Raw genomic sequence first — 23,464 nt, forward strand, 5'->3', positions numbered from 1 at the left:
CGTCGACGTCGTTCATCGTTTGCGGCACGAGCACCGAGCATGCCTGTTTTCGTGCCGGCACGATACCCTCCCTCCTAACCCCGCGCCGGCAGCACCATGCCCCGGCTCTCGCCGAAGCCGATGCGCGCATGGCCCGGCTTCTCGCACCAGCCGCGCAGCAGCACCGCATCGCCGTCGTCGAGGAAGCGGCGCTCCTCGCCGTTGGGCAGCGCGATGGGCTTCTGGCCCCCATGCGTGAGCTCGATGATCGCGCCGGCCTCGCCCGGCCCCGGGCCCGAGATGGTGCCGCTGCCGAACAGGTCGCCCGCGTTGAGGCTGCAGCCGCCCACCGTGTGGTGCGCCACCATCTGCGCGATGCTCCAGTACTGGTGCTTGAAGCTGGTGGACGACAGGCGGGCCGGGCCGCTGCCTTCGGCGCGCGCCTTCTCGCTCTCCAGCCAGACCTCGAGCCGGATGTCGATGGCGCCGGCCGCGCGGTTGGCCTCGTCTTCCAGGTAGGCCAGCGGCTGCGGGTCCTGCGCGGGGCGCGTCCACGGCAGGCGGTAAGGCGCCAGCGCCTCCAGCGTCACGATCCACGGCGAAACCGTGGTCGCGAAATTCTTGGCCAGGAAGGGGCCGAGCGGCGCCATCTCCCAGAACTGGATGTCGCGCGCCGACCAGTCGTTGAGCAGGCCGATGCCGAAGATGTGCTGCTCCGCCTTCGCCAGCGGGATCTGCTCGCCGGGTGCGTTGCCCTTGCCGATGTAGATCGCGAGCTCGAGCTCGTAGTCCAGCCGCGCGCAGGGCCCGTAGACCGGCGCCTTCGCGCCCGGCGGCAGGGCCTGCCCCATCGGCCGGTGGAAGCGCTGGCCGCTCACGCCCAGTGTGGAGGCGCGGCCGTGGTAGGCGATCGGGATCCACTGGAAGTTGGGCGTGATCGGGTCCTCCGGACGCAGCAGCCGCCCGACGTTGAGCGCATGGTCGATCGAGGTGTAGAAGTCGGTGTAGTCGCCGACGTTGGCGGGCAGCTTGAACTCGGCCTCGGCCTGCGGGACCAGGCAGCCGCGCACGGCCTCGGCAAGCGCGGGGGCCGCATCGTCCTTCAGCAGCGCGAACAGGGCATGGCGCAGCGCACGCCACACGCTGGGGCCGAGCGTGAAGAATTCGTTGAGTGCGGAGGTGGCGCAGGCGCGCGCCCCATCGAGCGCAGCGCCTTCGAGCTGCCGGCCGACGGCGAGGGCGCCGAGGTCCAGCACCTGGTCGCCGATGGCGACGCCGGCGCGGTAGGGCTCGCGGCTGCCGGTGCGGCGGAACACCGCGTAGGGCAGGTTCTGGATCGGGAAGTCGCAGCCCTCGGCCTGGGCCGAAGCCAGCCAGCTGCGCGCTGCGGGATCGTGCGTGTGGTTGAGCATGGCGTTCACCCCGCGCTGGCCATCAGCGCGTCGTCGAAGATCGCGACCGCGCGCGTCCAGCCCGCCGAGGCGCCGCGGATCTTGTGCGGGAAGCAGCTGATGAAGAAGCCGTCGGCCGGCAGCGCCTCGAGGTTGTGCAGCTTCTCGAGGTGGCAGTAGCCGATGTCGCGGCCGGCCTTGTGGCCCTCCCAGATCAGCGAGGCGTCTTTCGATTCGCCGTACTTCTTCGCGGTATGGACGAAGGGCGCATCCCAGCTCCAGGCGTCGGTGCCGGTAAGGCGCACGCCGCGCTCCAGCAGGTACATGGTGGCCTCGTAGCCCATGCCGGCGCCGGCCGAGACGTAGTCGCTGTGGCCGTAGCGCGAGCCGGCGCGCGTGTTGACCACCACGATCTCCAGCGGCTTGAGCGCATGGCCGATGCGCTTGAGCTCCGCGTCCACGTCGTCGGCCGTCACCACGTAGCCGTCCGCGAAGTGGCGGAAGTCCAGCTTCACGCCGGGTTGGAAGCACCATTCCAACGGCACGTCGTGGATGGCGATCGCGGGCTTCTTGTCGCCGAGCGCCTTGTCCATGGTCGAGTGGAAGTGGTAGGGCGCATCGAGGTGCGTGCCGTTGTGGGTCGAGAGCTGCACGAACTCCACGGCCCAGCCCTCGCCATCGGGCAGGTCTTCCTTCTTGAGGCCGGGAAAGAAGGGCTCGATCTGCTCGTAGGTCTGCTCGTGCGTGAAGTACTGGATCTTCGGCGCGAAGGCGGGCGGATCGGAGAGCACGTCGTTCTCGAGAAAGATCGACAGGTCGACGAATGTGCGGGTCATGGGGGCTTCCTTTTCTTCAGGGGCGCTGCCAGCTCAGCAGCTTGTTCTCGGCGAGGGCGAGCAGCGCGTTGCTGGCGAAGCCGATCAGGCCCAGCAGCACGATCCCGGCGAAGAGATCGCTCGCGCGGAAGGCGCGCGCCGCGAGCAGGATGGCCTGGCCCAGGCCGCTTTGCGAGGCGATCATCTCGCCGACCACCGCCACGATGAGCGAGATGGTCAGCGCCAGCCGCATGCCGGCCAGGATGTCGGGCATGGCGTTGGGCAGCCCGATCTTCCAGATGAAGGCGGCGCGTGGCATCTGCAGGCAGCGCGCCACTTCCGCGAGGCGCGGCTCGACGGCGGCGAAGCCGTGCACGGTCGCCAGCAGCACCGGCCACATGGCGCCGAAGGCGACCACGAAGAGCACCATGCCCGGGTTGAGGCCGAAGATCGAGATCGCGAGCGGCAGCAGTGCCGAGGCCGGCAGCGGCCGGATGAATTCCAGCGTGGGCTGCACCCAGGCCCGCACGGCCGGCGAGACACCGATGGCGGCGCCCAGCAGCACGCCGAACAGCGAGGCGAGCAGCCAGCCCTCCAGCATGCGCAGCACCGTGGCGCCGGTGAAGGCCAGCAGCTCTCCGTTGGCGCCGCCGCCGAGGTTCAAGCCCTCGGCCAGGCTGGCGAGCGTGGCCTGCGGGGTCGGCAGGAAGACGCGGCTGACCCAGCCTGCGTTGCTTGCCACCCACCACAGCGCGACCAGCGCCGCGAGCAGGGCGGTCGAGCCCAGCCAGCCGTGGATGCGCGCGGTCATGGACTACCTTCGCTTTCGGCTGCGGTATTCGCCTTGGGAACGGCCCGGCGTCTCATGGCGCGCTCCCCATGCGTCGCGCCACATGCCGCTGCAGCCGCAGCATGGCCGCGTTGACCGCGAAGCCCACCACGCCGATCCAGCCCAGCCAGGCCAGCATCAGCGCCGGGTCGAAGCTCTGCTGCGCGATCATCATCGCGTAGCCCATGCCGTGAGGATTGGCCGCGATCTCCACCGTGACCGCGACCACCAGCGCCACCGCCACGCCGAGACGCAGCGCGACGAACAGGCGCGGCACGATGGCCGGCAGCACGATCTTGAAGGCGCGGTCGCGCGCCGAGAGGCCGAGCACGCGGCTGAGCTCGAGCAGGCGCGGCTCCACCTGCTGCGCCGCCGACTGCACCAGGACCAGCATCGGCCAGAAGGTGGCGAAGGCGACGATGGCGAGCTCCATGCGCACGCCGAAGCCGAACATCAGCATCGACAACGGGATCAGCGCGACCGAGGGTACCGGCCGCAGTACCTCGATGGAGAGCCCGCCCAGCTGCGCGGCGCGGCGCGACAGCCCCAGCACGATGCCCAGCGCGACGCCGAGCACGGCACCCAGCAGCAGGCCCAGCGCGGCCGTGCCCAGCGTGAAGCCCGTGGCCTGCCACAGCGAGCCGTCCAGCGCCGCGCCGGCGAAGGCCTCGAGCGCGGCGCTCGGCGGGGCCAGCGCTTCGCTGCCCAGCGCGACGGCGCGCCGTGCGTACCACTCGAAGAAGGCGAGCAGCAGGGCCGGGAAGACCCAGGGCCGCAACAGCGGCAGCAGGCCGCGCCTCGCGCCTTCGTCAGTCATGGCTTTGCTCGATGAAGGCGAAGAGCTCGCGCCGCAAACGCAGGAACTCGGGATGCTCCTTGGCCGTGAGCTGGTCGCGCGGCCGCGGGATGTTCACCTCGATCATGCGCGCCAGGCTGGGCCGCCCGGGCCCCGGGTCGGCCTGCAGCGCGATGACCCGGTCGCCGAGGTAGATGGCCTCCTCCAGGTCGTGCGTGACGAAGAGCACGGTGAGCCCATCCTCGCGCACCAGGCGCGCGAGCTCGTCCTGCAGGCTCTGGCGCGTGAGCGCATCCAGCGCGCCGAAGGGCTCGTCCATCATCATCAGCTCGGGCTGCTGCGCCAGGCAGCGCGCAATCTGGGTGCGCTGCTGCATGCCGCCGGAGAGCTGCACCGGGAACTTCTGCGCATGCGCGGCGAGCCCGACCTTGGCCAGCACCTCGGCGATGCGCGGCGCATGCTGGTGCCTGGGCACGCCGGCCGCCTCCAGTGCCAGCGCCACGTTGCCCGCCACCGTGCGCCAGGGCAGCAGCGCGCGGCCATAGTCCTGGAACACGAAGGCCACCTCGCGCGAAGGCTCCGTCATCGGCCGCCCGTTGCGCCGCACTTCGCCGGCCGTGGCGCGCACCAGGCCGCTGGCCGCACGCAGCAGCGTGGTCTTGCCGCAGCCGCTGGGGCCGACGATGCACACGAACTCGCCGCGCGCCACCTCGAAGGAGGTCGGCGACAGCACCTCGCGCGCGCCGTAGCAGATGCGCACGCCTTCGACGCTCAGCAGTTCCGCGCTCACTTGGCGACCAGCTTCGTCACGTCGATCGGGGTCTTGAGCATCTCCTGCTCCTTCATCAGCTCGACCCAGTAGGCCATCTGCTTCTCGCTGACTACAGGGCCGGGCGGCGAGATCTGGACCTTGGCCAGCACCTCCGGCGGCAGCTTGATGTACTTGCCGATGCTGGCGCGCACACGGGCATCGTTCTTCGGCTGCTGCATGAAGGCGCCGCTTTCCTGCACCGCCTCGCGGAAGGCGCGCGCGGCCTCGGGGTTCTTCTGCACCCATTCGCGCTTGGCCGCATGCACGATGGTCTGCTTGCCCTCGGGCAGGAAGGTCGAGTAGTACGACGCCACGTAGCCCGCGCCGCTGTCGGTGATGCGGCTCATGAACGGATCGGCCGACACCACCGCATCGACCGAGCCGCCGCGCAGCAGGTCCGCGTGCTGCGGGAAGGCGGCCTCGACGAAGTTGACCTTGCGGTAGTCCACGCCCTGGTCCTTGAGGTAGGCGCGGAAGGTCACGTGCAGGAAGGCGCCCAGGCCGGGCACGCCGACCTTCCTGCCGATGCAGTCCTGCGGGGTCTTGATGCCCGCGCCTGCGCGCGCCACCAGGCCGAAGCCGGTCATGGTCTTGGAAGTGAGCCCGCCGCCGGCCACCAGCACCAGGTCCATCCCGCCGTCCACCGCCTGCAGGAAGACCGAGGGCGTGGGTCCGCCGATCTGCAGCGAGTCGGACTGCAGCGCGGCCGGAATGGTGGAGTTGAGCGGGATGAACTTGAGCTCGACATCGAGCCCGCGCTTCTTGAAGTAGCCCTCCTCGGCCGCCACGAAGACCGATGCGAAATCGGTCACCGCGGTGTAGCCGAACACGATCCGGGTGCCGGCCTGCGCCCGCGCGGGCAGCGCGGCCGTGCCGGAAGCGGCGGCCAGCGCCGCGAGCAGGGTGCGTCGATTCATCATGGCTTGTGTCTCCTGGTCATGGGCTTTTTCTGCGCGGCCCGGGGGCGAGGCAGTGCCGCGCGCAGGCCGCCGACGATGAAGTTCACCAGCATCGGCGCGACCGCCGGGTCGCTGCGCCGGTTTTCGCCGCGCGAGAGCCGCTCGATGCGGTTGTCGTTCAGGTGGTGCAGCAGCGTGCCCAGCGCGAACTGGTAGCCCCAGGCCGCCTGGGCGCGCGTGGCATGCGGCAGCGCGAGGTGCAGCGCGTCGATGTAGGCCTCGGCCAGCGGATCGAAGTAGCCGCGCAGCACGCGGTCGGCCTCCTCGGTCGCGTGGTAGAGCTCGCGGGCGACGAGCAGCGCGTAGTACTCGCCCTCGGCGCTGGCGCGCAGCGCGAGCACGGGCGCGGTGAAGGCTTCGATGATGCGCGGCAGCGTGCGCGCGTAATCGGGGTCGATGGGCACCGCGCGCAAGCCCGCGAGGCGCTCCTCGATGGTGTGGCTCCAGTGCTCGAAGATCGCGTGGAAGAGCTCGTGCTTGGGGCCGTAGTAGTAGCCGACCAGCGCCAGCGGCACGCCCGCCTCATCGGCGATCTGGCGGATCGTCACGGCGTGGTAGCCGTGTTGGGCGAAGAGCTTTTCGGCAGCCAGCAGAATCGCATGGCGGCGGTCGGGCCGCGCGCCCTCGGCCGCGGCGGCTGCGCCTGCGGCACGCTGCGGTGATCGATGAAGAGGGGCAGCGCGGGGCGCACGTGAAACCATGCGCTGTATTGAACAAGCGTACAAAGTTCTTGTACAGCAGTGCAAACCCTGTGCTTTCCCGCATTGAAGGCACAGGCGCAGGCGCGTTAGGCTGCAACGGTGAAACCCACCTCCACCCCCTGCGTTCCCCAAATCCGCCTCTACCAGGACTGGCTGCGCGAGCAGCGCGGCCTGGCCTTCGATTCCTACGACGCGCTGTGGCGCTGGTCGGTCACCGACCTCGAGGCCTTCTGGCGCAGCGTCTGGGACTGGAGCGGCATCCGCTCGCCCGCGCCGCCGACGGTTGCGCTGGCCGATGCGCGCATGCCCGGTGCGTGCTGGTTCCCCGGCACGCAGGTCAACTACGCGCATGAGGTGCTGCGCCATGTCGATGCGGCGCATGCGGCCGGCATGCCGGCGATCGTGAGCGAGAACGAGCTGGGCGAGGTGCGCGAGATCTCCTGGCCCGAGCTGCGCCGGCAGGTCGCGTCCTGCGCGCTCGCGCTGCGTGCGCTGGGCGTGCAGCGCGGCGATCGCGTCGCGGCTTATCTGCCCAACGTGCCCGAGACGATGGTGGCCTTCCTCGCCTGCTCGAGCATCGGCGCGGTGTGGAGCCTGTGCGCGCCCGACATGGGCACGGCCGCGGTGGTCGACCGCTTCCGCCAGATCGAGCCCCGGCTGCTGATCGCGGCCGACGGCGTGCACTACGGCGGCAAGGCGCTGGACCGCAGCGCGGTGGTGCAGGAACTGCGTGCCGCGCTGCCCAGCGTCGAGAAGCTGCTGCTGCTTCGCACGCCCTTCGCGGCACAGCAGATCCCGGCCGAGGCCGCCTGGAGCGAGGCCGTCGCGCGAGACGACCGCGAGACCGCGGCCTTCGAGCCCGAATGGCTGCCCTTCGACCATCCGATCTGGATCGTCTATTCGAGCGGCACCACCGGCCTGCCCAAGCCCATCGTGCATGGGCAGGGCGGCATCCTGCTGACCATGTACGCCTGCGGCCTGCACCACGACCTGGGCCCGAGCTACGGCGCCAACAACTTCGGCGAGCGCTACCACTGGTACAGCTCGACCGGCTGGGTGATGTGGAACTCTCAGCTCTCGGGCCTGGCCTTCGGCACCACCGTGTGCATCTACGACGGCAATCCATCCGGCAGCAAGGAGAAGCCCGACTGGGGCGTGCTGTGGCGCTTCGTGGCACGGCACAAGGTCACTTTCTTCGGCGCCGGCGCAGCCTATTTCTCCAACTGCATGAAGGCCGGGCTCGAGGCCAAGGCCTCTGGCGACCTCTCGCGGGTGCGCGCGCTCGGCAGCACGGGATCGCCGCTGTCCGAGGAGGTTCAGCGCTGGGGTACGGCGCAGCTGCGCGCGGCCGGCGCGCCCGAGGTCTGGTGGTACAACATCTCGGGCGGCACCGACTTCTGCGGCGCCTTCGTCGGCGGCAACCGCGAGCTGCCCGAGGTGCCGGGGCAGATGCAGTGCCGCTTTCTCGGCGCTGCGGTCGAGGCCTGGAACGAGCAGGGGCAGCCGGTGATCGGCGAGGTCGGCGAACTGGTGTGCACGAAGCCGATCCCGGCGATGCCGCTGTGCTTCTGGGGCGACGAAGGCAACGCGCGCTACCTGTCGAGCTACTTCGACACCTATCCGGGCGTGTGGCGGCACGGCGACTGGCTTCTGATCGGCGAGGACGGCGGCTGCATCATCTACGGCCGCAGCGACGCCACCATCAACCGCCAGGGCCTGCGCATGGGCACCAGCGAGATCTACAGCGCGGTCGAGGGCCTGCCCGAAGTGCTCGACTCGATGGTGGTGGACCTGGAGTACCTGGGCCGCGAGAGCTACATGCCGCTGTTCGTCGTGCTGCGGCCCGGCGTCGCGCTCGATGCGGCGATGCGCGCGAAGATCGAGGGCACGATCAAGACCCGGCTCTCGCCGCGCTTCGTGCCCAACGACATCTTCCAGGTGGCGGAGATCCCGCGCACCCTCTCGGGCAAGAAGCAGGAGCTGCCGATCAAGAAGCTGCTGCTGGGCCAGCCGATCGAGAAGGTCGTGAACCGCGAGGCCATGGCCAACCCGGGCAGCCTGGATTGGTACGTGGACTTCGCGGCGCAGCGGGGCGGAGCGCACAAGAGCGGCGCGTGAGCCCGCGGCTGAAATTGCCGCAGTGCAGCAAGGGTGGGTGGGGCGTGCTAAGGTCGCGCGGGTCTAGGGTTAATACCTAACCCGCCGTCCCCCGCCGTCCCCGCCGCCCATGTCCGCGCCCTCCCTGCCTGCTTCTGTATCCACACCCGGCTTTGCGCGCGCAATGCTGGCGCTCGGCGTCGGAGGCTTCGCCATCGGCACCGGCGAGTTCGTCATCATGGGCCTGCTGCCCGAGGTCGCACGCGACATCGGCACCACCATCCCGCAGGCCGGCCATGTGATCAGCGCCTATGCGCTGGGCGTGGTGATCGGCGCACCGGTGCTCGCGGTGCTGGCCGCCGGCTGGGCCCGGCGCGCATTGCTCATCGCGCTGATGGCCGTGTTCGCTGCCGGCAACTTCGCCAGTGCCCTGGCGCCCGGCTACCTCTCGTTGAACCTGCTGCGCTTCGCCAGCGGCCTGCCGCACGGCACCTACTTCGGTGTGGCGGCCCTGGTGGCTGCGGCGCTGGCGCCGCCAAACCGGCGGGCGCGCGCCGTCGGGCTGGTGATGCTGGGGCTCACCGGCGCCACGCTGGTCGGCGTGCCCATCGCGGCCTGGCTGGGCCAGCACTTCGGTTGGCGCGCGGCCTTCGTCTTCGTCGGCCTGATCGCCGTGCTCGCGATGGCGATGCTGCGGCGCGACCTGCCGGACCTGGCCGCACCCTCGGGCGCCAGCCCGCTGCGCGAGCTGGGCGCGCTCAGGCGCAAGCAGGTCTGGCTCACCCTGGGCATCGGTGCGATCGGCTTCGGCGGGATGTTCGCGGTCTTCAGCTACATCAAGCCCACGCTCACCGAGGTAGCGGGCCTGCCGCTGGGCGGCGTGCCGCTGGTGCTCGCGCTCTTCGGCTGCGGCATGGTGGGCGGCAACCTGGTCGGCTCGCGGCTGGCGGACAAGGCGCTGATGCCCACCATCGGCGGCCTGCTGGTGTGGGCCGCGCTGGTGCTCACCACCTTTTCCTTCGCGGCCCACCATGTGGCGACGGCCGCGCTCAACGTATTCCTGATCGGCACCATCGTCGCCATCGGCCCGGCGTTGCAGATCCGCTTGATGGACGTCGCCGGCGACGCGCAGACGCTGGCCGCAGCCCTCAACCATTCGGCCTTCAACATGGCGAATGCGCTCGGGGCCTGGCTGGGCGGCGTCGCCATCACGGCGGGCCTGGGCTGGACCTCGACCGGCTGGGTCGGCGCGCTGCTGGCGCTGGCGGGTCTCGGCGTGTTCGGCTGGTCGCTGGCCAGCGAGCGCGGGCGCCTGCGTGCCGTGGCGGCGAGCGCGAGCCGCTGAGCGGGCCTGGAGCCGGGGACCGGCCGCGCGCGGAGCTGCGCCGCACGCACGCGAAGCAAGGGCTAACCTACAGCCAGTTGCCGCTGTCCGGCATCTGGATGGTGGTGGCCGGATCGCTGCCGCCGACCAGCGCGCCGAAGACGATGCTCAGCAGCGAGACGAAGAGGCTGGCGAAGAGGGCGGTCCAGAAGCCCGAGACCCTGAAGCCCTTCACCAGCGCCGCCACCAGCAGCAGCACCAGCGCGTTGATCACCAGCAGGAACAGGCCGAAGGTCAGCAAGGTCAGCGGCAGTGTCAGCAGGATCAGGACCGGCTTGACGATCGCGTTGGCAAAGCCGAGCAGCAGCGCGGAGACCACCAGCGCCGAGGTGCTTTCGAAGCGGATGCCGCTGAAGATGTGGCTGGCCACCCAGAGCGAGAGGGCGATGATGGCCCAGTGGAGGAGAAAGGCCGCCAGGGTGCTCAGCATCGGTTTCCCGTGCGGCCTCAGCGCTCGCCGTCGTCGGTGCCGGTGCGTTGCGCTGCCCCGGGAATGAAGCGCCGCACCCACGCGCCCAGGCCCGGGCGGCGCGCTTCTTCGGCCGTCGCAGTCCGCCCGCCGTAGTAGGTGTCGCGCTCGTGCCGCAGCACCGAGGCGAGCGCCTCGAGGTTCACGGGGTTGTACTCCCACAGTCCGCTGACGATGAAGTGGCCCATGTGCTCGGCGTTGGGCTTGGGCGCGATCACGATGTGGCTGGCACCCAGGCTCTGCAGAAAGGCCGAACGGGCGCCGGCGAGCCGCATGCCGTCGCCGTAGCCTTCGACCTGGCGGCTCAGCGACAGGCTGATGGCCTGGACCGAGGTGAAGTTCTCGGCGATGAAATACACCATCTCCACCAGCGCCAGCTTGCTGATCTCCAGCTTCTGCTGCGTGACGACGGCGGTCGGCGTGAAGTGCTCGATGTGAACCTCGGTGCCTTCGCGGTTCACCGGAACCGGGTCCAGGGTCGCGATGTGAAGCGACCCGTCGTACAGGTACATCGGCTCGCCCAGCACATAGGGGCTCGAGTGCGGCCCCGTGATTCGCAATTTCGCTCTGGTCATGATTCCCTTGGGTGCCCCACTGTAGTTCGGCGCATGCCCTTGCAGGCGCTCTTGATCAACGATTTCGTCGATTTCTGCGGGCAATTACCGATGATGGATGGCCGGCGCAAGGGCGTCTTCCCCCATACGGCCTATAGCGCCGGTGGCTGTGTATAGCTTTGGCTTACACAGCCGGCGCTGCGAGGCCGCATCATGTCTGGACGCAGGCGCGGTGCAGGTTCCGGGTTGGCCGCGCAGGGACGGCGCGGGGTTCGCCGACCTCTTCGACCTCCGGGCGTCCCGAGCGGTGAAGACAGGGTCCCGGTCAGCGCTGCTTTCAGGAGTACACAAAAGCATTAGCACGAACTCGTTGCAAATGAAAAGGTGATTACTTAACGTAACACTTCGTATTCTCCGCCCAACTACTTTTTGGACGAGCGTCACATACAACTTGCATCATGTCTGTGCAAGTGGAGTAATGCGCAATCCGTTGTCGGAAATTCGCTTGTTACGGCTCGTGGAGGGCCTGGGCAGGCCCCCTCGGCACCCGTCATCACTCTCAAGGACAAAGTCATGCAACTCTCCGAGATCACCGAATACCAGGATCAACTCGTGCAGCAGCTGGAGGAATCCGGCCTGAACGTCAGTTTCGGTGACGATCTCTCGGTGCTGCTGAAAACCTACGAGGCGGCCACTGGAACCGGCTACGTTCAGTTGCCTTTCGTGATCGACGACCCCAAGGACGCCAACCCCTACAACTTCTGGGTCTGCTTCGACGACGGCAACGCGCCCGTGGCCCTCAGCGGCTTCCGGACCATGCAGAACGGCAGCGCAGTCCGTCGCGTCGGGGAGGCCTATAACGAGGGGGCGCTCTACCGCTGCAAGCAGAAAGAGGGCTGGCTGCCGGAGACGGGACCCAAGCTCCATCCCCACGCGCTCTTCGGTTACATCGGCGCAGGCTGGGTGCACCCGCGCTATCGCGGCCACAACCTCGCCGGCTTCATCGCCCGCATCACTCAGGCCGAGGCCCTGCTGCGCACCCGCGGCACCCTGGCCATGTCCACCGCCATGACGGCCGAAGCCCTCTACCTCTCCGGCATGAACCTGCGCGCCAGCGGCCTGCACCACCTGCACGTCGAGCTGGTGCTGGACGGCTACCTGGGCATCGCCGAGCACGACATGCGGCTGTACCTGTCGCACAGCACCGGCGCCGAGCTGATGAGTTTCTACGAGCGCGAGCTGGCCATGCTGCGCAAGGACGAGACCATTCCCTGGCTGCACCAGCACGACAAGATCCATGCGTCGGCGGTCCTGGCCGGCGAGGAAAGCACCTCGGCCGACGCCAGCGTGCCGACGAGCGGCCTGGCAGCGCTCGCCTGAGCGCGGGCTCCGCTCAGCTGCTGCCCAGCAGGTGGCGCAGCAGCAGCTGGGTATTGGCGGGCAGGGCATTGCTGCGGCGCACGCAGACCGCCAGGTTGCGCACCGCCCAGGGATCGGTCAGCGCGATGCACGCGATCGCCATCGACTTCGCGCAGCGTGCGGCCACCGCTTGCGGCACCACGCCGACGCCCACGGCCTGCCCGACCATGTGGCACACCGCTTCGAGGTTGCGCACCCGCACGCGGTAGGCCAGCCGTCGGCCCAGCCGCAGGGCGTTGCGCGACACCAGTTCCTGCAGGGGGGCGGCGCCGCCCAGGCCGACGAACTCGCGGTCCAGCACCTCGCGCAGCGCGGCGCGCCGCCGCCTGGCCAGCGCATCGCCGCGCGGCACCACCAGCACCAGGTGATCCTGCCGGAAGGTGAAGGCCTCCAGCCCGGCCAGGTCCACCGCGTCCGAGACGATGCCGAGGTCGCCGAGTTCGTTGCGCAGCGCGTCCACGATTTCGTGGCTCGCGCGCTCCTCCAGGTCGACCGAGATGTGCGGATGGTGCGCCAGGAAGCCGCTGAGGGCCTCGTACAGGTGTTCGGTGAGGGCGGATGTGTTGCACAGCAGGCGCACATGGCCCTTGAGGCCCGCACCGTACTCGCCCAGCTCGCTTTGCATCTGCTCCATCTGCAGCAGGACCGCGCGCGCGTGGTGCAGCAGGGTGCGGCCGGCCTCGGTGGGCTGCACGCCGCGCGGGTCGCGCAGCAGCAGCGCGACGCCGATGTCGGCCTCCATGCCGCGCACCCGCTCGCTCGCGGAGGCCAGCGTCATGTGCGTGCGCTCCGCGCCGCCGGTGATCGTGCCGGCCTGCACCACGTTGACGAAGAGGCGCAGGTCGGTCAGGTCGAATCGCATGGCGCCGACCGTAGCACGGGCGTCTCAGCCCTGGCCCGGCGCGCCGTCAGCCGGCGCCGTGCCGGCGGTGGCCCACCTCGAAGTCGTTGCGCCCGCTGCGGTCCACGCCCCTGAGCAGCCACAGGGGCCGCTGCGCGAAGTTCACCGCCACGCCGGTCTTGCCGTCCGCCGGCCGGAGGTCGCGCTCGAATACCGAGGTCGATGGCATGTAGCGCAGCGCGACGCCGGTGCGCCGCTGGTTCGAGGTGTTGGCGCGGGCGCCGTGAATCATGTAGACGTCGTGCAGCGACATCTGGCCGGGCTGCAGCTCCAGATCCACCGCCGCGGCTTCGTCGAAGCTGCCGGCGGCCATGCGCTGGTTGAGCGTCAGGTCCTGACGCTCCTCGTGCAGGTGCGGATGCAGCACGCCGCCGCGGTGCGAGCGCGGAATGACGCGCAGGCAGCCATTGGCGCGCGTCGACGGCTCCAGCGCCACCCACACCGTGCAGTTGGCCAGCGGGCGGATTGGCCAGTAGTGGCCGTCCTGGTGCCAGGGCGTCTCGAAGCCTTCGCTGGCCGGCTTGCAGAAGACGTGGCAGCCCCAGAGGATCACGTCCTCGCCGATCACGCCGGAGACCAGCTCGACGATCTCTCGGTCCATCGCCAGGTCGAGGAACTCCCGGCTGCCGCGCACGCCTTCGCCGTTGTCGCCTTCGATGTGGGCCGAGACGAGCTTCTCGGGCCGCACGCCGGGGTTGCGGTGAATCAGCTCGTTGAGCGCATCGTGCATCTGCGCCACGCGACGCGGCGACAGGCGGAACTCGGGGATGACCCAGCCTTCACGCTGGTAGTGGGCGATCTCGTCGGGGGAAAGTCGGGCCATGGCTGTGTTGTCTCACTTTGTCGTGGGCGGCACGAGAGCCGCTGCGCCTGCGATGGGCGGGCTCGCCTGGCTAGGGCTCTTTTCCGGTCTTCACCGGGTAGCCCGCCTCGCGCCACGCCTTCATGCCGCCGTCGAGGGCGACCGCGTGCAGAAAGCCCATGTCGCGCAGCGTGGCCGCCGCCAGTGTCGAGATGTAGCCCAGCTCGCAGCAGCTCAGGATGCGCCGCGTCGGATCGGGCAGGTCCTGGTTGACGCGCAGCTCCAGCTGGCCGCGCGGCAGCAGGCGCGCGCCCGGCACATGGCCGGCCTCGTAGGCGTCGCGCTCGCGCACATCGAGCACGATCAGGTCGTCCTCGCCCGCCTCCACGCGCGCCTTGAGCTCGGCCAGCGACATGAAGGGCACCGTCGCGCCCGCCTCGGCCAGCAGGCGCGCCACCGTCTTGCCGCCGCTCATGTTGGTGCGCAGCGCCTCGGTCACATGGGTGGGCATGGTGAGGTTGAGACTCCTCATCATTTCGACGAACTCGGCGCGCTCGCGTTTCTGCAGGCGCGGGTTGGTCGCCAGCTCGTCGCCGATGGTCGAGTGCGTGCGTCCCTTGTAGTCGTGCGCCGGGCAGACCTTGAGCGCCGGGTCCAGGCGCAGCACGCGGTTGAAGAGGCTGTCGTAAAGCGCCTCGGGATCGCCGCTCGGCAGGTCGGTGCGGCCGGTGGCGCCGATCAGCAGCGTGTCGCCGGTGAACAGGCGGTCTTCCACCTGCAGGCACATCGAGTCGGCCGTGTGGCCCGGCGTGTGCAGCACCGAGAGCCTGAGCTTGCCAAGCACCAGCATCTCGCCGTCGGCCAGCCGGAGCTCGACGAAGGGTGCCGGGCTGGCGCGGTGCATCACCACCGGCACCTTGAGCTGGCGCGCCAGCTCGCGGGTGGCGGAGAAGTGGTCGGCGTGCGTGTGGGTGTCGATCAGGTAGCGGATGCGCACGCCGTGGCGCGCCGCCAGGCCCAGGTAGTGGTCGATCTGGCTGAGCTCCGGGTCGATCAACGCGGCGCCGCAGCTCTGCTCGCAGCCGACCAGGTAGGACTGGCAGCCGCCGGTCGCGACCTGCTCGAAGACCATGCGGCCCGCCGGGCTCAGCCGGGTTGCTTCACCACGCGCAGGTAGGGCTTGGGCGACTCCCAGCCGCCGGGGAAGAGCTTCTTGGCATCGTCGTCGGAGACCGAGCCGGCGATGATCACGTCCTCGCCCTGCTTCCAGTTCACCGGCGTCGCGACCTTGTGCTTGGCGGTCAGCTGCATGGAGTCGAGCACGCGCAGGATCTCGTCGAAGTTGCGGCCGGTGGTCATCGGGTAGGTCAGCATCAGCTTGATCTTCTTGTCGGGGCCGATGACGAAGACCGAACGCACGGTCGCGTTGGTCGCGGCGGTGCGGCCCTCGGAGGTGCCCGGCTCCTCGGCCGGCAGCATGTTGTAGAGCTTGGCCACCGCGAGGTCGGTGTCGCCGATCATCGGGTAGGTGGGCCGGTGGCCCTGCGTTTCCTCGATGTCGTCGGACCAGCGGTCATGGGCGTCCACCGGGTCGATGCTCAGGCCGATCAGCTTGGCGTTGCGCTTGGTGAACTCGGGCTCGATCTTCGCCATGTAGCCCAGCTCGGTGGTGCATACCGGCGTGAAGTCCTTGGGGTGGGAGAACAGGACCGCCCATTGGTCGCCGATCCATTGGTGAAAGTCGATGTCCCCCTTGGTGGTCTTGGCCTTGAAGTTGGGGGCCTCGTCGTTGATGCGCAGTGACATGTTCGCTCCTCTGAAAAGAATGACTGACGACAAACGCTGTTGCCGCGCCGGACGGCAAGACTCACAGCATAGAAGACTGGCGCGCCGGATGCCAGCGTCGGTTCCGTGACAGCACGAGGCGCGGGCCTTTGCCGCGGCGCACAAGGGCGGGCGCCGTGGCGCCGCTCGGCTCAGCTCTTCTTGGAGGTCTTCGCGAAGAACTGCGTCGGCTTGTGCTCTACCGAGTCGCTGCCGCACTTGGGGCAGCGCAGCTGCACGGTCTCATGCTCCGCGATGTGCTCGGCGTGTTCGAACACCTCGCCGCACTTCTGGCAGCGGTACTGATAGGTAGGCATGGCGCGTCTCCATCGTGATGACGGCCGGAGGCGGCGATTTCGCCCCGCAGGCCAGCGGGCTCCGGTGCACGGGGCCGATGCTAAACCCAACGAGCACCGGGGGCCAGCCGTTCAGCGGCGCGCGGCGGCGTTGGCCTCGGCCGAGGCCTGCGCCGCCAGCCAGCCGCGAAAGGCCGCGAGCGCGGGCCGCTCGTCCGCGCTGGCCGGCGTGACCAGGAAATACCCTCGCTCCGCCCGCAGCGGGCGGTCGCAGGCCACGATCAGCTCGCCGCGCGCCAGCTCGGGCTCGATCAGCATGCGCGGCATGAGCGCCAGGCCCAGGCCGTGCGCGGCAGCGACCGCGATCATCGAGAACAGCTCGTAGCGCGGACCGCTGCGCGCGCGCGGTGCGTCCACCTTCTGGGCGTCGAACCACTGAGCCCAGCCGTCGGGACGGGTGCTCTGCTGCAGCAACGGCATCCGCGCGATCGCGGCCGGCGACAGCTGCGCCTTGGCGCCGAGCAGGGCCGGGCTGCACACCGGCAGCACGTCCTCGTGCAGCAGCAGGACCGAGTGCGTGCCGGCCCAGTTGGCGGCCTGCGCGGGCGTGCCGGCGTAGAGGGCGGCGTCGAAGGGCGTGTCGTTGAAGAGAAAGGGGCGGGTGCGCGTGTCGATGTGGACCGTGATGTCGGGGTGCTTCGCGGCGAAGTCCGGCAGCCGCGGGATCAGCCAGCGGGTGGCGAAGGTCGGCACCGCCGCGAGTTGCAGCGCGCCGCCCAGGCCCTGGCGCGCCATGGCGTCGAGCGTGTCGCGCTCCATGCTGTCGAGCTGGCGCGCGGTCTGGCGTGCGTAGTCGGCGCCGGCCGGCGTGAGCGCCACGCCGTGGCGGGTGCGGCGGAACAGCGCCATGCCCAGGAAGTCCTCCAGCGCCGTGATCTGGCGCGAGACCGCGCTCTGCGTCAGCGCGAGTTCCTGCGCCGCGCGCGTGTAGCTCTCGTGCCGGGCGGCGGCCTCGAAGCAGATCAGGGCCTGGGTGGAAGGGAGTCTTCGGCGCATGGTATGCGGGTGCTACATAGTTGATCGAGGCCGCTTGCCAATGAGGCTCGATCCGGCATTGTGCGATGAAGTGAGAAAAGCGCATAACTGGGTGCCGAATCTTCGTTTGCGCTCAAAGGATCGGACGCTTAGGATCGCATCAGCTACCCCCGCCACCTACACCGGAGACCGCACATGGCCCACGCCGCATTCCATTGGGACGACCCCCTCCTGCTCGACCAGCAGCTCACCAGCGAAGAGCGCCAGGTGCGCGACGCCGCCCACGCCTACTGCCAGGGCCAGCTCGCACCGCGCGTGCTCGAAGGCTTCCGCAACGGCAAGACCGACCCGAAGATCTTCCGCGAGATGGGCGAGCTGGGCCTGCTCGGCCCGACCATCCCCGAGCAGTACGGCGGCCCCGCGCTGAACTATGTCTGCTACGGCCTGATCGCGCGCGAAGTCGAGCGCGTCGACTCCGGCTACCGCTCGATGGCCAGCGTGCAGAGCTCGCTGGTGATGGTGCCGATCAACGAATTCGGCACCGAGGCGCAGAAGCAGAAGTACCTGCCCAAGCTGGCCACCGGCGAATGGATCGGCTGCTTCGGCCTGACCGAGCCCGACCACGGCTCCGACCCCGGCAGCATGGTCACCCGCGCCAAGAAGGTGCCGGGCGGCTATGCGCTCACCGGCGCCAAGATGTGGATCAGCAACAGCCCGATCGCCGACGTCTTCGTGGTCTGGGCCAAGGAAGTGAGCGAGGGCGGCGCCGTCGGCCCGATCCGCGGCTTCGTGCTGGAAAAGGGCATGAAGGGCCTGTCGGCTCCCGAGATCCACGGCAAGGTCGGCCTGCGCGCCAGCATCACCGGCGAAGTCGTGATGGACAACGTGTTCTGCCCCGAGGAGAACGCCTTCCCCGAAGTGCGCGGCCTGAAGGGCCCCTTCACCTGCCTCAACAGCGCGCGCTACGGCATCTCCTGGGGCGCGCTCGGCGCGGCCGAGGACTGCTGGCACCGTGCCCGCCAGTACACGCTGGACCGCAAGCAGTTCGGCCGCCCGCTCGCCGCCAACCAGCTGGTCCAGAAGAAGCTGGCCGACATGCAGACCGAGATCACGCTGGGCCTTCAGGGCTGCCTGCGCCTGGGCCGCATGAAAGACGAGGGCACGGCTTCCGTCGAGGTCACCTCCCTGCTCAAGCGCAACTCCTGCGGCAAGGCACTGGACATCGCCCGCCTGGCGCGCGACATGATGGGCGGCAACGGCATCAGCGACGAGTTCGGCGTGGCGCGGCACCTGGTCAACCTGGAAGTGGTCAACACCTACGAGGGCACGCACGACATCCATGCGCTGATCCTCGGCCGTGCCATCACGGGCATCGCCGCCTTCGCCAACTGACCATGGGCCCCCACGCTCATCACTTCGTGTATTCGCTGCCCCCCGAGGGGGCGCAGGCCTCCCTTGGGGCGGCCCGGCGGGAGGCCTGACATGGCCACGGCAGCACTCGACGGCATCAAGGTTCTCGATCTTTCGCGCGTGCTCGCGGGCCCGTGGTGCACGCAGATCCTCGCGGACCTGGGTGCCGACGTGGTCAAGATCGAGCGCCCCGGCGTCGGCGACGACACGCGCACCTGGGGCCCGCCCTTCCTGAAGGACGCCCAGGGCCGCGACACCGACCAGGCCACCTACTTCACGTCCTGCAACCGCAACAAGCGTTCGGTCACCATCGACATGGCGACCGCGGAAGGGCAGGCGCTCCTCAAGAAGATGGCGGCGCAGGCCGACATCGTGGTCGAGAACTTCAAGACCGGCGGCCTCAGGCAGTACGGGCTGGACTACGAGAGCCTGCGCGCCATCAACCCGCGCCTGGTGTACTGCAGCGTGACCGGCTTCGGCCATGACGGCCCGCATGCCTCGCGCGCCGGCTACGACCTGATGATCCAGGCCACCAGCGGCATGATGAGCATCACCGGCCGCCCCGACGACGCGCCCGGCGGCGGCCCGCTGCGCGTGGGCGTGGCGCTCACCGACCTCTTCACCGGCGTCTACGCGGCCACGGCGATCCTGGCTGCGATCGAGGTGCGGCACCGCTCCGGCGAGGGCCAGCACATCGACATGGCGCTGCTCGACGTCGGCATGGCCATCCTCGCCAACCAGGCCAGCGCCTTCCTCAACACCGGCGTCGCGCCCGAGCGCCAGGGCAACAGCCATCCGAGCCTCGCGCCCTACCAGGACTTCCACACCAAGGACGGCGCGATGCTGCTGGCCATCGGCAACAACGGCCAGTTCACGCGCTTCTGCGAGGCGGCCGGCCAGTCCGAATGGGCGAGCGACCCGCGCTTTGCCACCAACACCCTGCGCGTGCGGCATCGCGAGGTGCTGATCCCGATGATGGAGACCGTCACGCGCACCAGGACCACCGCCGAGTGGATCGCGCTGCTGGAAGACAAGGCCGTGCCCTGCGGCCCGATCAACAACATCGCCCAGGCCTTCGAGGACGAGCAGGTCAAGGCGCGCGGCCTCGCGGTGACGCTGCCGCGCCAGGCCGGCGACGGCATCGCACAGATCGTGGGCGTCGCCAGCCCGTTGCGCCTGCAGGGCACGCCGCCCGTGCTGCGGCACGCGCCGCCGGCGCTCGGGCAGCACACGGACGAGGTGCTGGCGGAGATGGGGCTCGACGAGCAACAGCGCGCGGCGCTGCGCGATGCGGGCGTGATCTAGAGGCACTGCCGTTGCGGCGAATGGAGGCCTTATTCACCGCGTTATTTGCGGTGAATAGCCCGCCGTGTGCGGCGAATGGGCGCACAATCTCCGCATGAACGGCGGAGAAAGCGTTGAAGGCCTCTACATCTGGGAGAACCCCGGCTGGCCGCGCCTGCGCTACGACCTCACCGTTCTCGCCGCACCGCTCGCTGCCGTTCACGCTGCCCAGGGGCATCTTCGAGGCCGCATGGCCGACGTGGGCCTGTCGCAGCGCGACGCCACCACCTTGCGGGTGCTGACCGACGATGTCGTCAAGACCAGCGAGATCGAGGGTGAGCGGCTCAACCCCCAGACCGTCCGCTCGTCCATCGCCCGCCGGCTGGGCCTGGACATAGGCGCATTGGCGCCCGCGGACCGGCATGTCGACGGCGTGGTCGACATGGTGCTCGACGCCACCGGCGCGCATGCGCAGCCGCTCACGCGCGAGCGCCTCTTCGGTTGGCATGCCGCGCTTTTCCCCACGGGCTACAGCGGCCTCGCGCCGATCCGCACCGGCGCCTGGCGCGACGATGCGGCCGGACCGATGCAGGTGGTCTCCGGCCCCATCGGCCGGCGCAAGGTGCACTTCGAAGCGCCGCCCGCGCCGCGGCTCGAAGCGGAGATGGCCCGCTTTCTCGAGTGGTTCGAGTTGTCCACGGATGGCGATCGGCTCGTGCATGCAGGCCTCGCGCACCTCTGGTTCGTCACCTTGCACCCTTTCGACGACGGCAACGGCCGCATCGCACGTGCTGTCGGCGACATGGCGCTGGCTCGCGCGGACCGCTCCGCGCAGCGCTTCTACAGCCTTTCGGCCCAGATCCAGCGCGAGCGCAAGGACTACTACGACATGCTGGAGCGCACGCAAAAGGGCCCGATGGACGTCACGCCCTGGCTCGCCTGGTTCCTGGGCTGCCTCTTGCGCGCCGTCGAGGGTGCGGAAGCCTCGCTGTCCGCCGTGCTGGCCAAGTCCCGCGTTTGGCAGCGCTGGGCGGAGCTGCCGCTCAACGAGCGGCAGATCAAGCTGCTCAATCGCCTGGTCGACGGATTCGAGGGCAAGCTCACGAGCAGCAAGTGGGCCGCCATCGCCAAGTGCTCCGCCGACACGGCCTTGCGCGACATCGGCGACCTGGTGGCGCGCGGGGTGTTGAAGAAGTCCGGGTCCGGCGGGCGCAGCACCAGCTACGAGCTGGTCATGCCGTCTTGAGGCGCGGCGTCACAACACCCGCCCCACGACCGCCAGCGCGAACACCGCCACGCCCAGCGCGAGGTTCAGCTCCACCAGCCGGCGGATCGTGTTGAGCTGGCCCGCGGCCACCGGCCACTCGCGGGCGGCGACGGCGCGCAGCAGGCGCGGATAAGGCGCGAAGCGGGCGTGGAGGAACACCGCCATCATCACCAGGCCGATGGTGAGCATGGCATGCACGCTCCAATGCACGCGGGCGAAACCGCCCGCCAGCCAGACCATGCCGAGTCCGCTGGCCAGCAGCACGACGATGGCGACGGAAACGCCGGCGAAGAAGCGCGACAGCGCCTGCGCCATCAGCGGCAGCCGCAGCGGCGGCTCGAGCACCGCGACGGCGGAAGGGCGAACGGCGAAGTGCATGACGGCCATGCCGCCCACCCAGAAGGCGGCGGCGAGCAGATGCAGCAGGAGCAGGAGGGCTTGGGGCATGGCAGCGCGCAGCTTAGTCCACAAACGCGTGCGGCGTGCCATGGGGCACGCAGCGATGCCAGGTCAGTCCGCGTTCGTCAGCACCTCGATCCGGTGACCGTCGAGGTCGAGGAAGATCGCGCCGAAGTAGGTGGGGCTGATATCGGGCCGCTCGCGCGGCGTGAACACGTCCTTCGCCGATGCAGCCATCGCCGCTTCATGGACCGCCGACACCTCGGCGCGCGAGGCCGCACCGAACGCGAGGTGGGTGCCACGTGCCGTCACCCTTTCCTCCACGGGAACGGGGTAGAGAAAGAACGACCAATGCGAGGGAATGCCGAAGGATGCTTCGGCACCGGTATCCCGCAGCAGGGTCAGGCCCAGCGGTTCCAGCACGCGCTGGTAGAAGGCCACCGCCTGGGCATAGCGGTTCGTGCCGAGCGAAACGTGATCGATCATGTGGGGTGTCCTCAGTTGAGCCAGCGAACCACCTGCTCCTGCGTGAGATTGCTGCCGCACAGCACCGTGGCGAGGCGGCCGGAGCGCAGAGACGGGTGCTCCAGCACCGCAGCGACGCCAACGACGCCGGCCGGCTCGATCACCAGCCCGGCCGTGGAAAAAACGAGGCGCATCGCGCGCTCGATGGCCTCTTCGCCCACCAGCACGACGTCGTCGATGGTGCCGTGCATGTCAGCCAATGCACCGGGCACCGGGCGGCGAACCGCGATGCCGTCCGCGATGGTGCGCACGGCCTCGCGTTCGACCATGCGGTCCTGCTGCCACGAGGCCGCCATCGCGTCGGCGCCTTCGGCACAGATGCCGACCACGCGAACCCCGGGTGCGTGGGCCTTGATCCAGCGGCCGGCACCGGTGGCCAGTGCCCCGTTGCCCAGTGGCAGGAGCACGGTGTCGAAGCGGTGCTGGCGCAGCAGTTCGCGCCCGATCGTTCCCGCGCCCTCGGCGATGCTCGCTTCCTGGCCGTCTTCGACGAACGCGGCGCCGGTGTGGTCACAGAAACGCCGGGCCTCTTCCTTGGCCGCGTCGAAATCGTCGCTGTGCAAGCGCACCTCGGCGCCCATCGCGCGCATGCGCTCGACCTTGAGCGCGTTGGCCGTCGTCGCGCTGTAGACGACGAGCGGCCATTGCCGCGCGCGGCACACATAGGCCATGGCCTGGCCCCAGTTTCCGGCGGTCGCGCACACCAGGGTTCGGCCGCGCAGGCGGGCGGCGTTCTCATGCATGAAGAAGTCCGCGCCGCGGCCCTTGAACGAGCGCAGCGGATTCAGCGTCTCGACCTTCAGGAGGAGCGACGCACCCAGCGCTTGCGACAGCGGTTCGCACTCGAACTGCGGGCTGTCGCGGAACAGCGGGTCGATCAGCGTGGCTGCGCGCTCGATGCTGGCGAGCGAGAGTCGGTGGGGGGTCTCGATAATCGGCATGCAGGGAGTGTGCACAAGCGGCCGGTGCTTTCGGCCTCGATTCGACCCCCGCTTTCGCGGCCACGCCGCATCTTGAGTGCCGCCGATGCGGCCGACCGACACCATGAACCTCGACACGCTCGATCGCCAGATCCTTGCCCTCTACCAGCACGACACACGCGTGCCGAGTGAGCAGATCGGCGCCCAGGTCGGCTTGTCGGCCGCCGCGGTGCAGCGGCGGCTGAAGCGTCTGCGTGACACCGGCGTCGTCGTGGCCGAGACGGCGTCGCTCGACTGCGCGAAACTCGGCCTGGGCTTGACCGCGATCGTGCATGTCGATCTTGTCGATGAATCGGCGCGCGCGACGCAGGCGTTCCGCGACAAGGTGATCCAGCGCGCCGAGGTCCAGCAGTGCTACGGTGTCGCGGGCAACGTCGACTACGTGCTGGTGGTCATCGTGCCGGATCTCGCTGCCTACGACGCGTTCTGCAATGCCTGCCTGTTGCACGACGCGAACGTCAGGAGCTTCACCACGCAAGTCGTGCTCGACGCGGCGAAGCGCGGTGGCCCGCTGGAAATTCCGAAGCGGTGAGCGGG

25 protein-coding genes are annotated in these 23,464 nt (G+C 69.5%); 7 read left to right on the plus strand and 18 right to left on the minus strand.

Features of this window, described 5'->3' with window-relative positions:
• Nucleotides 1-74: 74 nt before the first annotated feature.
• From fahA to AC3A6X_RS18310, 7 genes are read right to left on the minus strand one after another with little or no spacing between them, the layout of a single operon-like run.
• Entirely contained in the window at nucleotides 75-1,400 is a 1,326-nt protein-coding gene (fahA, locus tag AC3A6X_RS18280; RefSeq protein WP_487843516.1) for a fumarylacetoacetase, read from the minus strand.
• Nucleotides 1,397-2,206: a cyclase family protein gene (locus tag AC3A6X_RS18285; protein WP_487843517.1), complete on the minus strand. Its 810-nt coding sequence runs from the start codon at nucleotides 2,204-2,206 to the stop codon at nucleotides 1,397-1,399. The genes fahA and AC3A6X_RS18285 overlap by 4 nt, the downstream gene beginning before the upstream one ends.
• A 16-nt stretch (nucleotides 2,207-2,222) precedes the next feature.
• A complete protein-coding gene (locus AC3A6X_RS18290) occupies nucleotides 2,223-2,996 on the minus strand; it encodes an ABC transporter permease (protein ID WP_487843518.1) in 774 nt (257 codons plus the stop codon).
• 52 nt (nucleotides 2,997-3,048) lie between these two features.
• Nucleotides 3,049-3,831, minus strand: coding sequence for an ABC transporter permease (locus AC3A6X_RS18295; protein ID WP_487843519.1), 783 nt, complete (start codon nucleotides 3,829-3,831; stop codon nucleotides 3,049-3,051).
• Nucleotides 3,824-4,600, minus strand: a complete 777-nt coding sequence (locus AC3A6X_RS18300; RefSeq protein WP_487843520.1) for an ABC transporter ATP-binding protein — start codon at nucleotides 4,598-4,600, stop codon at nucleotides 3,824-3,826. The genes AC3A6X_RS18295 and AC3A6X_RS18300 overlap by 8 nt, the downstream gene beginning before the upstream one ends.
• Nucleotides 4,597-5,541 (minus strand): ABC transporter substrate-binding protein, encoded by a 945-nt coding sequence (locus tag AC3A6X_RS18305; RefSeq protein ID WP_487843521.1) that lies wholly within the window; start codon nucleotides 5,539-5,541, stop codon nucleotides 4,597-4,599. The genes AC3A6X_RS18300 and AC3A6X_RS18305 overlap by 4 nt, the downstream gene beginning before the upstream one ends.
• Nucleotides 5,538-6,281 (minus strand): TetR/AcrR family transcriptional regulator, encoded by a 744-nt coding sequence (locus AC3A6X_RS18310; RefSeq protein WP_487843522.1) that lies wholly within the window; start codon nucleotides 6,279-6,281, stop codon nucleotides 5,538-5,540. The genes AC3A6X_RS18305 and AC3A6X_RS18310 overlap by 4 nt, the downstream gene beginning before the upstream one ends.
• A 99-nt stretch (nucleotides 6,282-6,380) precedes the next feature.
• Between AC3A6X_RS18310 and AC3A6X_RS18315 the strand changes: the two genes are divergently transcribed.
• Entirely contained in the window at nucleotides 6,381-8,399 is a 2,019-nt protein-coding gene (locus AC3A6X_RS18315; RefSeq protein ID WP_487843523.1) for an acetoacetate--CoA ligase, read from the plus strand.
• A 109-nt stretch (nucleotides 8,400-8,508) separates the two neighbouring features.
• Nucleotides 8,509-9,723, plus strand: a complete 1,215-nt coding sequence (locus AC3A6X_RS18320; protein ID WP_487843524.1) for an MFS transporter — start codon at nucleotides 8,509-8,511, stop codon at nucleotides 9,721-9,723.
• 67 nt (nucleotides 9,724-9,790) lie between these two features.
• On the opposite strand, the gene AC3A6X_RS18325 is transcribed toward AC3A6X_RS18320, so the two are convergent.
• Both AC3A6X_RS18325 and AC3A6X_RS18330 read right to left on the minus strand, forming a co-directional pair.
• Nucleotides 9,791-10,192 (minus strand): phage holin family protein, encoded by a 402-nt coding sequence (locus AC3A6X_RS18325; protein WP_487843525.1) that lies wholly within the window; start codon nucleotides 10,190-10,192, stop codon nucleotides 9,791-9,793.
• A 17-nt stretch (nucleotides 10,193-10,209) separates the two neighbouring features.
• On the minus strand, nucleotides 10,210-10,806 hold the full coding sequence (locus AC3A6X_RS18330) for a hypothetical protein (protein ID WP_487843526.1): 597 nt from the start codon (nucleotides 10,804-10,806) through the stop codon (nucleotides 10,210-10,212).
• A 552-nt stretch (nucleotides 10,807-11,358) separates the two neighbouring features.
• Here AC3A6X_RS18330 and AC3A6X_RS18335 point away from each other — a divergent pair.
• Entirely contained in the window at nucleotides 11,359-12,165 is an 807-nt protein-coding gene (locus AC3A6X_RS18335; RefSeq protein WP_487843527.1) for a hypothetical protein, read from the plus strand.
• A 13-nt stretch (nucleotides 12,166-12,178) separates the two neighbouring features.
• On the opposite strand, the gene AC3A6X_RS18340 is transcribed toward AC3A6X_RS18335, so the two are convergent.
• From AC3A6X_RS18340 to AC3A6X_RS18365, 6 genes are all read right to left on the minus strand, one after another.
• Nucleotides 12,179-13,066: a LysR substrate-binding domain-containing protein gene (locus tag AC3A6X_RS18340; RefSeq protein WP_487843528.1), complete on the minus strand. Its 888-nt coding sequence runs from the start codon at nucleotides 13,064-13,066 to the stop codon at nucleotides 12,179-12,181.
• A 46-nt stretch (nucleotides 13,067-13,112) separates the two neighbouring features.
• Nucleotides 13,113-13,928 carry a phytanoyl-CoA dioxygenase family protein gene (locus tag AC3A6X_RS18345; protein WP_487843529.1) on the minus strand — a complete coding sequence of 272 codons (816 nt, stop codon included), beginning with the start codon at nucleotides 13,926-13,928 and terminating at the stop codon, nucleotides 13,113-13,115.
• A 70-nt stretch (nucleotides 13,929-13,998) separates the two neighbouring features.
• Nucleotides 13,999-15,039 (minus strand): MBL fold metallo-hydrolase, encoded by a 1,041-nt coding sequence (locus AC3A6X_RS18350; protein WP_106561078.1) that lies wholly within the window; start codon nucleotides 15,037-15,039, stop codon nucleotides 13,999-14,001.
• A 14-nt stretch (nucleotides 15,040-15,053) separates the two neighbouring features.
• Nucleotides 15,054-15,713 carry a peroxiredoxin gene (locus AC3A6X_RS18355; RefSeq protein WP_487843530.1) on the minus strand — a complete coding sequence of 220 codons (660 nt, stop codon included), beginning with the start codon at nucleotides 15,711-15,713 and terminating at the stop codon, nucleotides 15,054-15,056.
• A gap of 170 nt (nucleotides 15,714-15,883) precedes the next feature.
• The gene (locus AC3A6X_RS18360; protein WP_309960442.1) at nucleotides 15,884-16,048 is read right to left on the minus strand and encodes an FmdB family zinc ribbon protein; all 165 of its coding nucleotides are present in this window, start codon (nucleotides 16,046-16,048) and stop codon (nucleotides 15,884-15,886) included.
• A gap of 111 nt (nucleotides 16,049-16,159) precedes the next feature.
• On the minus strand, nucleotides 16,160-17,083 hold the full coding sequence (locus tag AC3A6X_RS18365) for a LysR substrate-binding domain-containing protein (protein ID WP_487843531.1): 924 nt from the start codon (nucleotides 17,081-17,083) through the stop codon (nucleotides 16,160-16,162).
• 174 nt (nucleotides 17,084-17,257) lie between these two features.
• Between AC3A6X_RS18365 and AC3A6X_RS18370 the strand changes: the two genes are divergently transcribed.
• The 3 genes from AC3A6X_RS18370 to AC3A6X_RS18380 all read left to right on the plus strand — a co-directional run bounded on the left by AC3A6X_RS18370 (nucleotide 17,258) and on the right by AC3A6X_RS18380 (nucleotide 21,002).
• Nucleotides 17,258-18,454 (plus strand): acyl-CoA dehydrogenase, encoded by a 1,197-nt coding sequence (locus AC3A6X_RS18370; protein ID WP_487843532.1) that lies wholly within the window; start codon nucleotides 17,258-17,260, stop codon nucleotides 18,452-18,454.
• Nucleotides 18,455-18,544: 90 nt separating this feature from the next.
• Nucleotides 18,545-19,777: a CaiB/BaiF CoA transferase family protein gene (locus AC3A6X_RS18375; RefSeq protein WP_487843533.1), complete on the plus strand. Its 1,233-nt coding sequence runs from the start codon at nucleotides 18,545-18,547 to the stop codon at nucleotides 19,775-19,777.
• A gap of 94 nt (nucleotides 19,778-19,871) precedes the next feature.
• On the plus strand, nucleotides 19,872-21,002 hold the full coding sequence (locus AC3A6X_RS18380) for a DUF4172 domain-containing protein (protein WP_487843534.1): 1,131 nt from the start codon (nucleotides 19,872-19,874) through the stop codon (nucleotides 21,000-21,002).
• A 9-nt stretch (nucleotides 21,003-21,011) separates the two neighbouring features.
• Here the strand turns inward: AC3A6X_RS18380 and AC3A6X_RS18385 are convergent, their stop codons facing one another.
• From AC3A6X_RS18385 to AC3A6X_RS18395, 3 genes are all read right to left on the minus strand, one after another.
• The gene (locus AC3A6X_RS18385; RefSeq protein WP_487843535.1) at nucleotides 21,012-21,470 is read right to left on the minus strand and encodes a CopD family protein; all 459 of its coding nucleotides are present in this window, start codon (nucleotides 21,468-21,470) and stop codon (nucleotides 21,012-21,014) included.
• A gap of 63 nt (nucleotides 21,471-21,533) precedes the next feature.
• The gene (locus AC3A6X_RS18390; RefSeq protein WP_487843536.1) at nucleotides 21,534-21,908 is read right to left on the minus strand and encodes a VOC family protein; all 375 of its coding nucleotides are present in this window, start codon (nucleotides 21,906-21,908) and stop codon (nucleotides 21,534-21,536) included.
• An 11-nt stretch (nucleotides 21,909-21,919) separates the two neighbouring features.
• Complete coding sequence (locus AC3A6X_RS18395; protein ID WP_487843537.1) at nucleotides 21,920-22,993, minus strand: threonine ammonia-lyase; 1,074 nt, start codon at nucleotides 22,991-22,993, stop codon at nucleotides 21,920-21,922.
• Here AC3A6X_RS18395 and AC3A6X_RS18400 point away from each other — a divergent pair.
• A complete protein-coding gene (locus AC3A6X_RS18400) occupies nucleotides 22,992-23,459 on the plus strand; it encodes an Lrp/AsnC family transcriptional regulator (protein WP_487843538.1) in 468 nt (155 codons plus the stop codon). The two genes, AC3A6X_RS18395 and AC3A6X_RS18400, sit on opposite strands and share 2 nt — an antisense overlap.
• Nucleotides 23,460-23,464 lie beyond the last annotated feature (5 nt).

Source organism: Variovorax sp. Soil_C_12 (assembly GCF_057657375.1).

What these genes read in the sequence shown, in the direction of transcription:
- AC3A6X_RS18285 (WP_487843517.1), bottom strand. Translation starts at nt 2,206, where the DNA reads ATGACCCGCACATTCGTCGACCTGTCGATCTTTCTCGAGAACGACGTG.
- AC3A6X_RS18390 (WP_487843536.1), bottom strand. Translation starts at nt 21,908, where the DNA reads ATGATCGATCACGTTTCGCTCGGCACGAACCGCTATGCCCAGGCGGTG.
- AC3A6X_RS18360 (WP_309960442.1), bottom strand. Translation starts at nt 16,048, where the DNA reads ATGCCTACCTATCAGTACCGCTGCCAGAAGTGCGGCGAGGTGTTCGAA.
- AC3A6X_RS18340 (WP_487843528.1), bottom strand. Translation starts at nt 13,066, where the DNA reads ATGCGATTCGACCTGACCGACCTGCGCCTCTTCGTCAACGTGGTGCAG.
- AC3A6X_RS18310 (WP_487843522.1), bottom strand. Translation starts at nt 6,281, where the DNA reads ATGGTTTCACGTGCGCCCCGCGCTGCCCCTCTTCATCGATCACCGCAG.
- AC3A6X_RS18345 (WP_487843529.1), bottom strand. Translation starts at nt 13,928, where the DNA reads ATGGCCCGACTTTCCCCCGACGAGATCGCCCACTACCAGCGTGAAGGC.
- AC3A6X_RS18385 (WP_487843535.1), bottom strand. Translation starts at nt 21,470, where the DNA reads ATGCCCCAAGCCCTCCTGCTCCTGCTGCATCTGCTCGCCGCCGCCTTC.
- AC3A6X_RS18375 (WP_487843533.1), top strand. Translation starts at nt 18,545, where the DNA reads ATGGCCACGGCAGCACTCGACGGCATCAAGGTTCTCGATCTTTCGCGC.
- AC3A6X_RS18380 (WP_487843534.1), top strand. Translation starts at nt 19,872, where the DNA reads ATGAACGGCGGAGAAAGCGTTGAAGGCCTCTACATCTGGGAGAACCCC.
- AC3A6X_RS18305 (WP_487843521.1), bottom strand. Translation starts at nt 5,541, where the DNA reads ATGATGAATCGACGCACCCTGCTCGCGGCGCTGGCCGCCGCTTCCGGC.
- AC3A6X_RS18400 (WP_487843538.1), top strand. Translation starts at nt 22,992, where the DNA reads ATGAACCTCGACACGCTCGATCGCCAGATCCTTGCCCTCTACCAGCAC.
- AC3A6X_RS18370 (WP_487843532.1), top strand. Translation starts at nt 17,258, where the DNA reads ATGGCCCACGCCGCATTCCATTGGGACGACCCCCTCCTGCTCGACCAG.
- AC3A6X_RS18365 (WP_487843531.1), bottom strand. Translation starts at nt 17,083, where the DNA reads ATGCGCCGAAGACTCCCTTCCACCCAGGCCCTGATCTGCTTCGAGGCC.
- AC3A6X_RS18330 (WP_487843526.1), bottom strand. Translation starts at nt 10,806, where the DNA reads ATGACCAGAGCGAAATTGCGAATCACGGGGCCGCACTCGAGCCCCTAT.
- AC3A6X_RS18290 (WP_487843518.1), bottom strand. Translation starts at nt 2,996, where the DNA reads ATGACCGCGCGCATCCACGGCTGGCTGGGCTCGACCGCCCTGCTCGCG.
- AC3A6X_RS18355 (WP_487843530.1), bottom strand. Translation starts at nt 15,713, where the DNA reads ATGTCACTGCGCATCAACGACGAGGCCCCCAACTTCAAGGCCAAGACC.
- AC3A6X_RS18320 (WP_487843524.1), top strand. Translation starts at nt 8,509, where the DNA reads ATGTCCGCGCCCTCCCTGCCTGCTTCTGTATCCACACCCGGCTTTGCG.
- AC3A6X_RS18335 (WP_487843527.1), top strand. Translation starts at nt 11,359, where the DNA reads ATGCAACTCTCCGAGATCACCGAATACCAGGATCAACTCGTGCAGCAG.
- AC3A6X_RS18325 (WP_487843525.1), bottom strand. Translation starts at nt 10,192, where the DNA reads ATGCTGAGCACCCTGGCGGCCTTTCTCCTCCACTGGGCCATCATCGCC.
- AC3A6X_RS18395 (WP_487843537.1), bottom strand. Translation starts at nt 22,993, where the DNA reads ATGGTGTCGGTCGGCCGCATCGGCGGCACTCAAGATGCGGCGTGGCCG.
- AC3A6X_RS18350 (WP_106561078.1), bottom strand. Translation starts at nt 15,039, where the DNA reads ATGGTCTTCGAGCAGGTCGCGACCGGCGGCTGCCAGTCCTACCTGGTC.
- AC3A6X_RS18295 (WP_487843519.1), bottom strand. Translation starts at nt 3,831, where the DNA reads ATGACTGACGAAGGCGCGAGGCGCGGCCTGCTGCCGCTGTTGCGGCCC.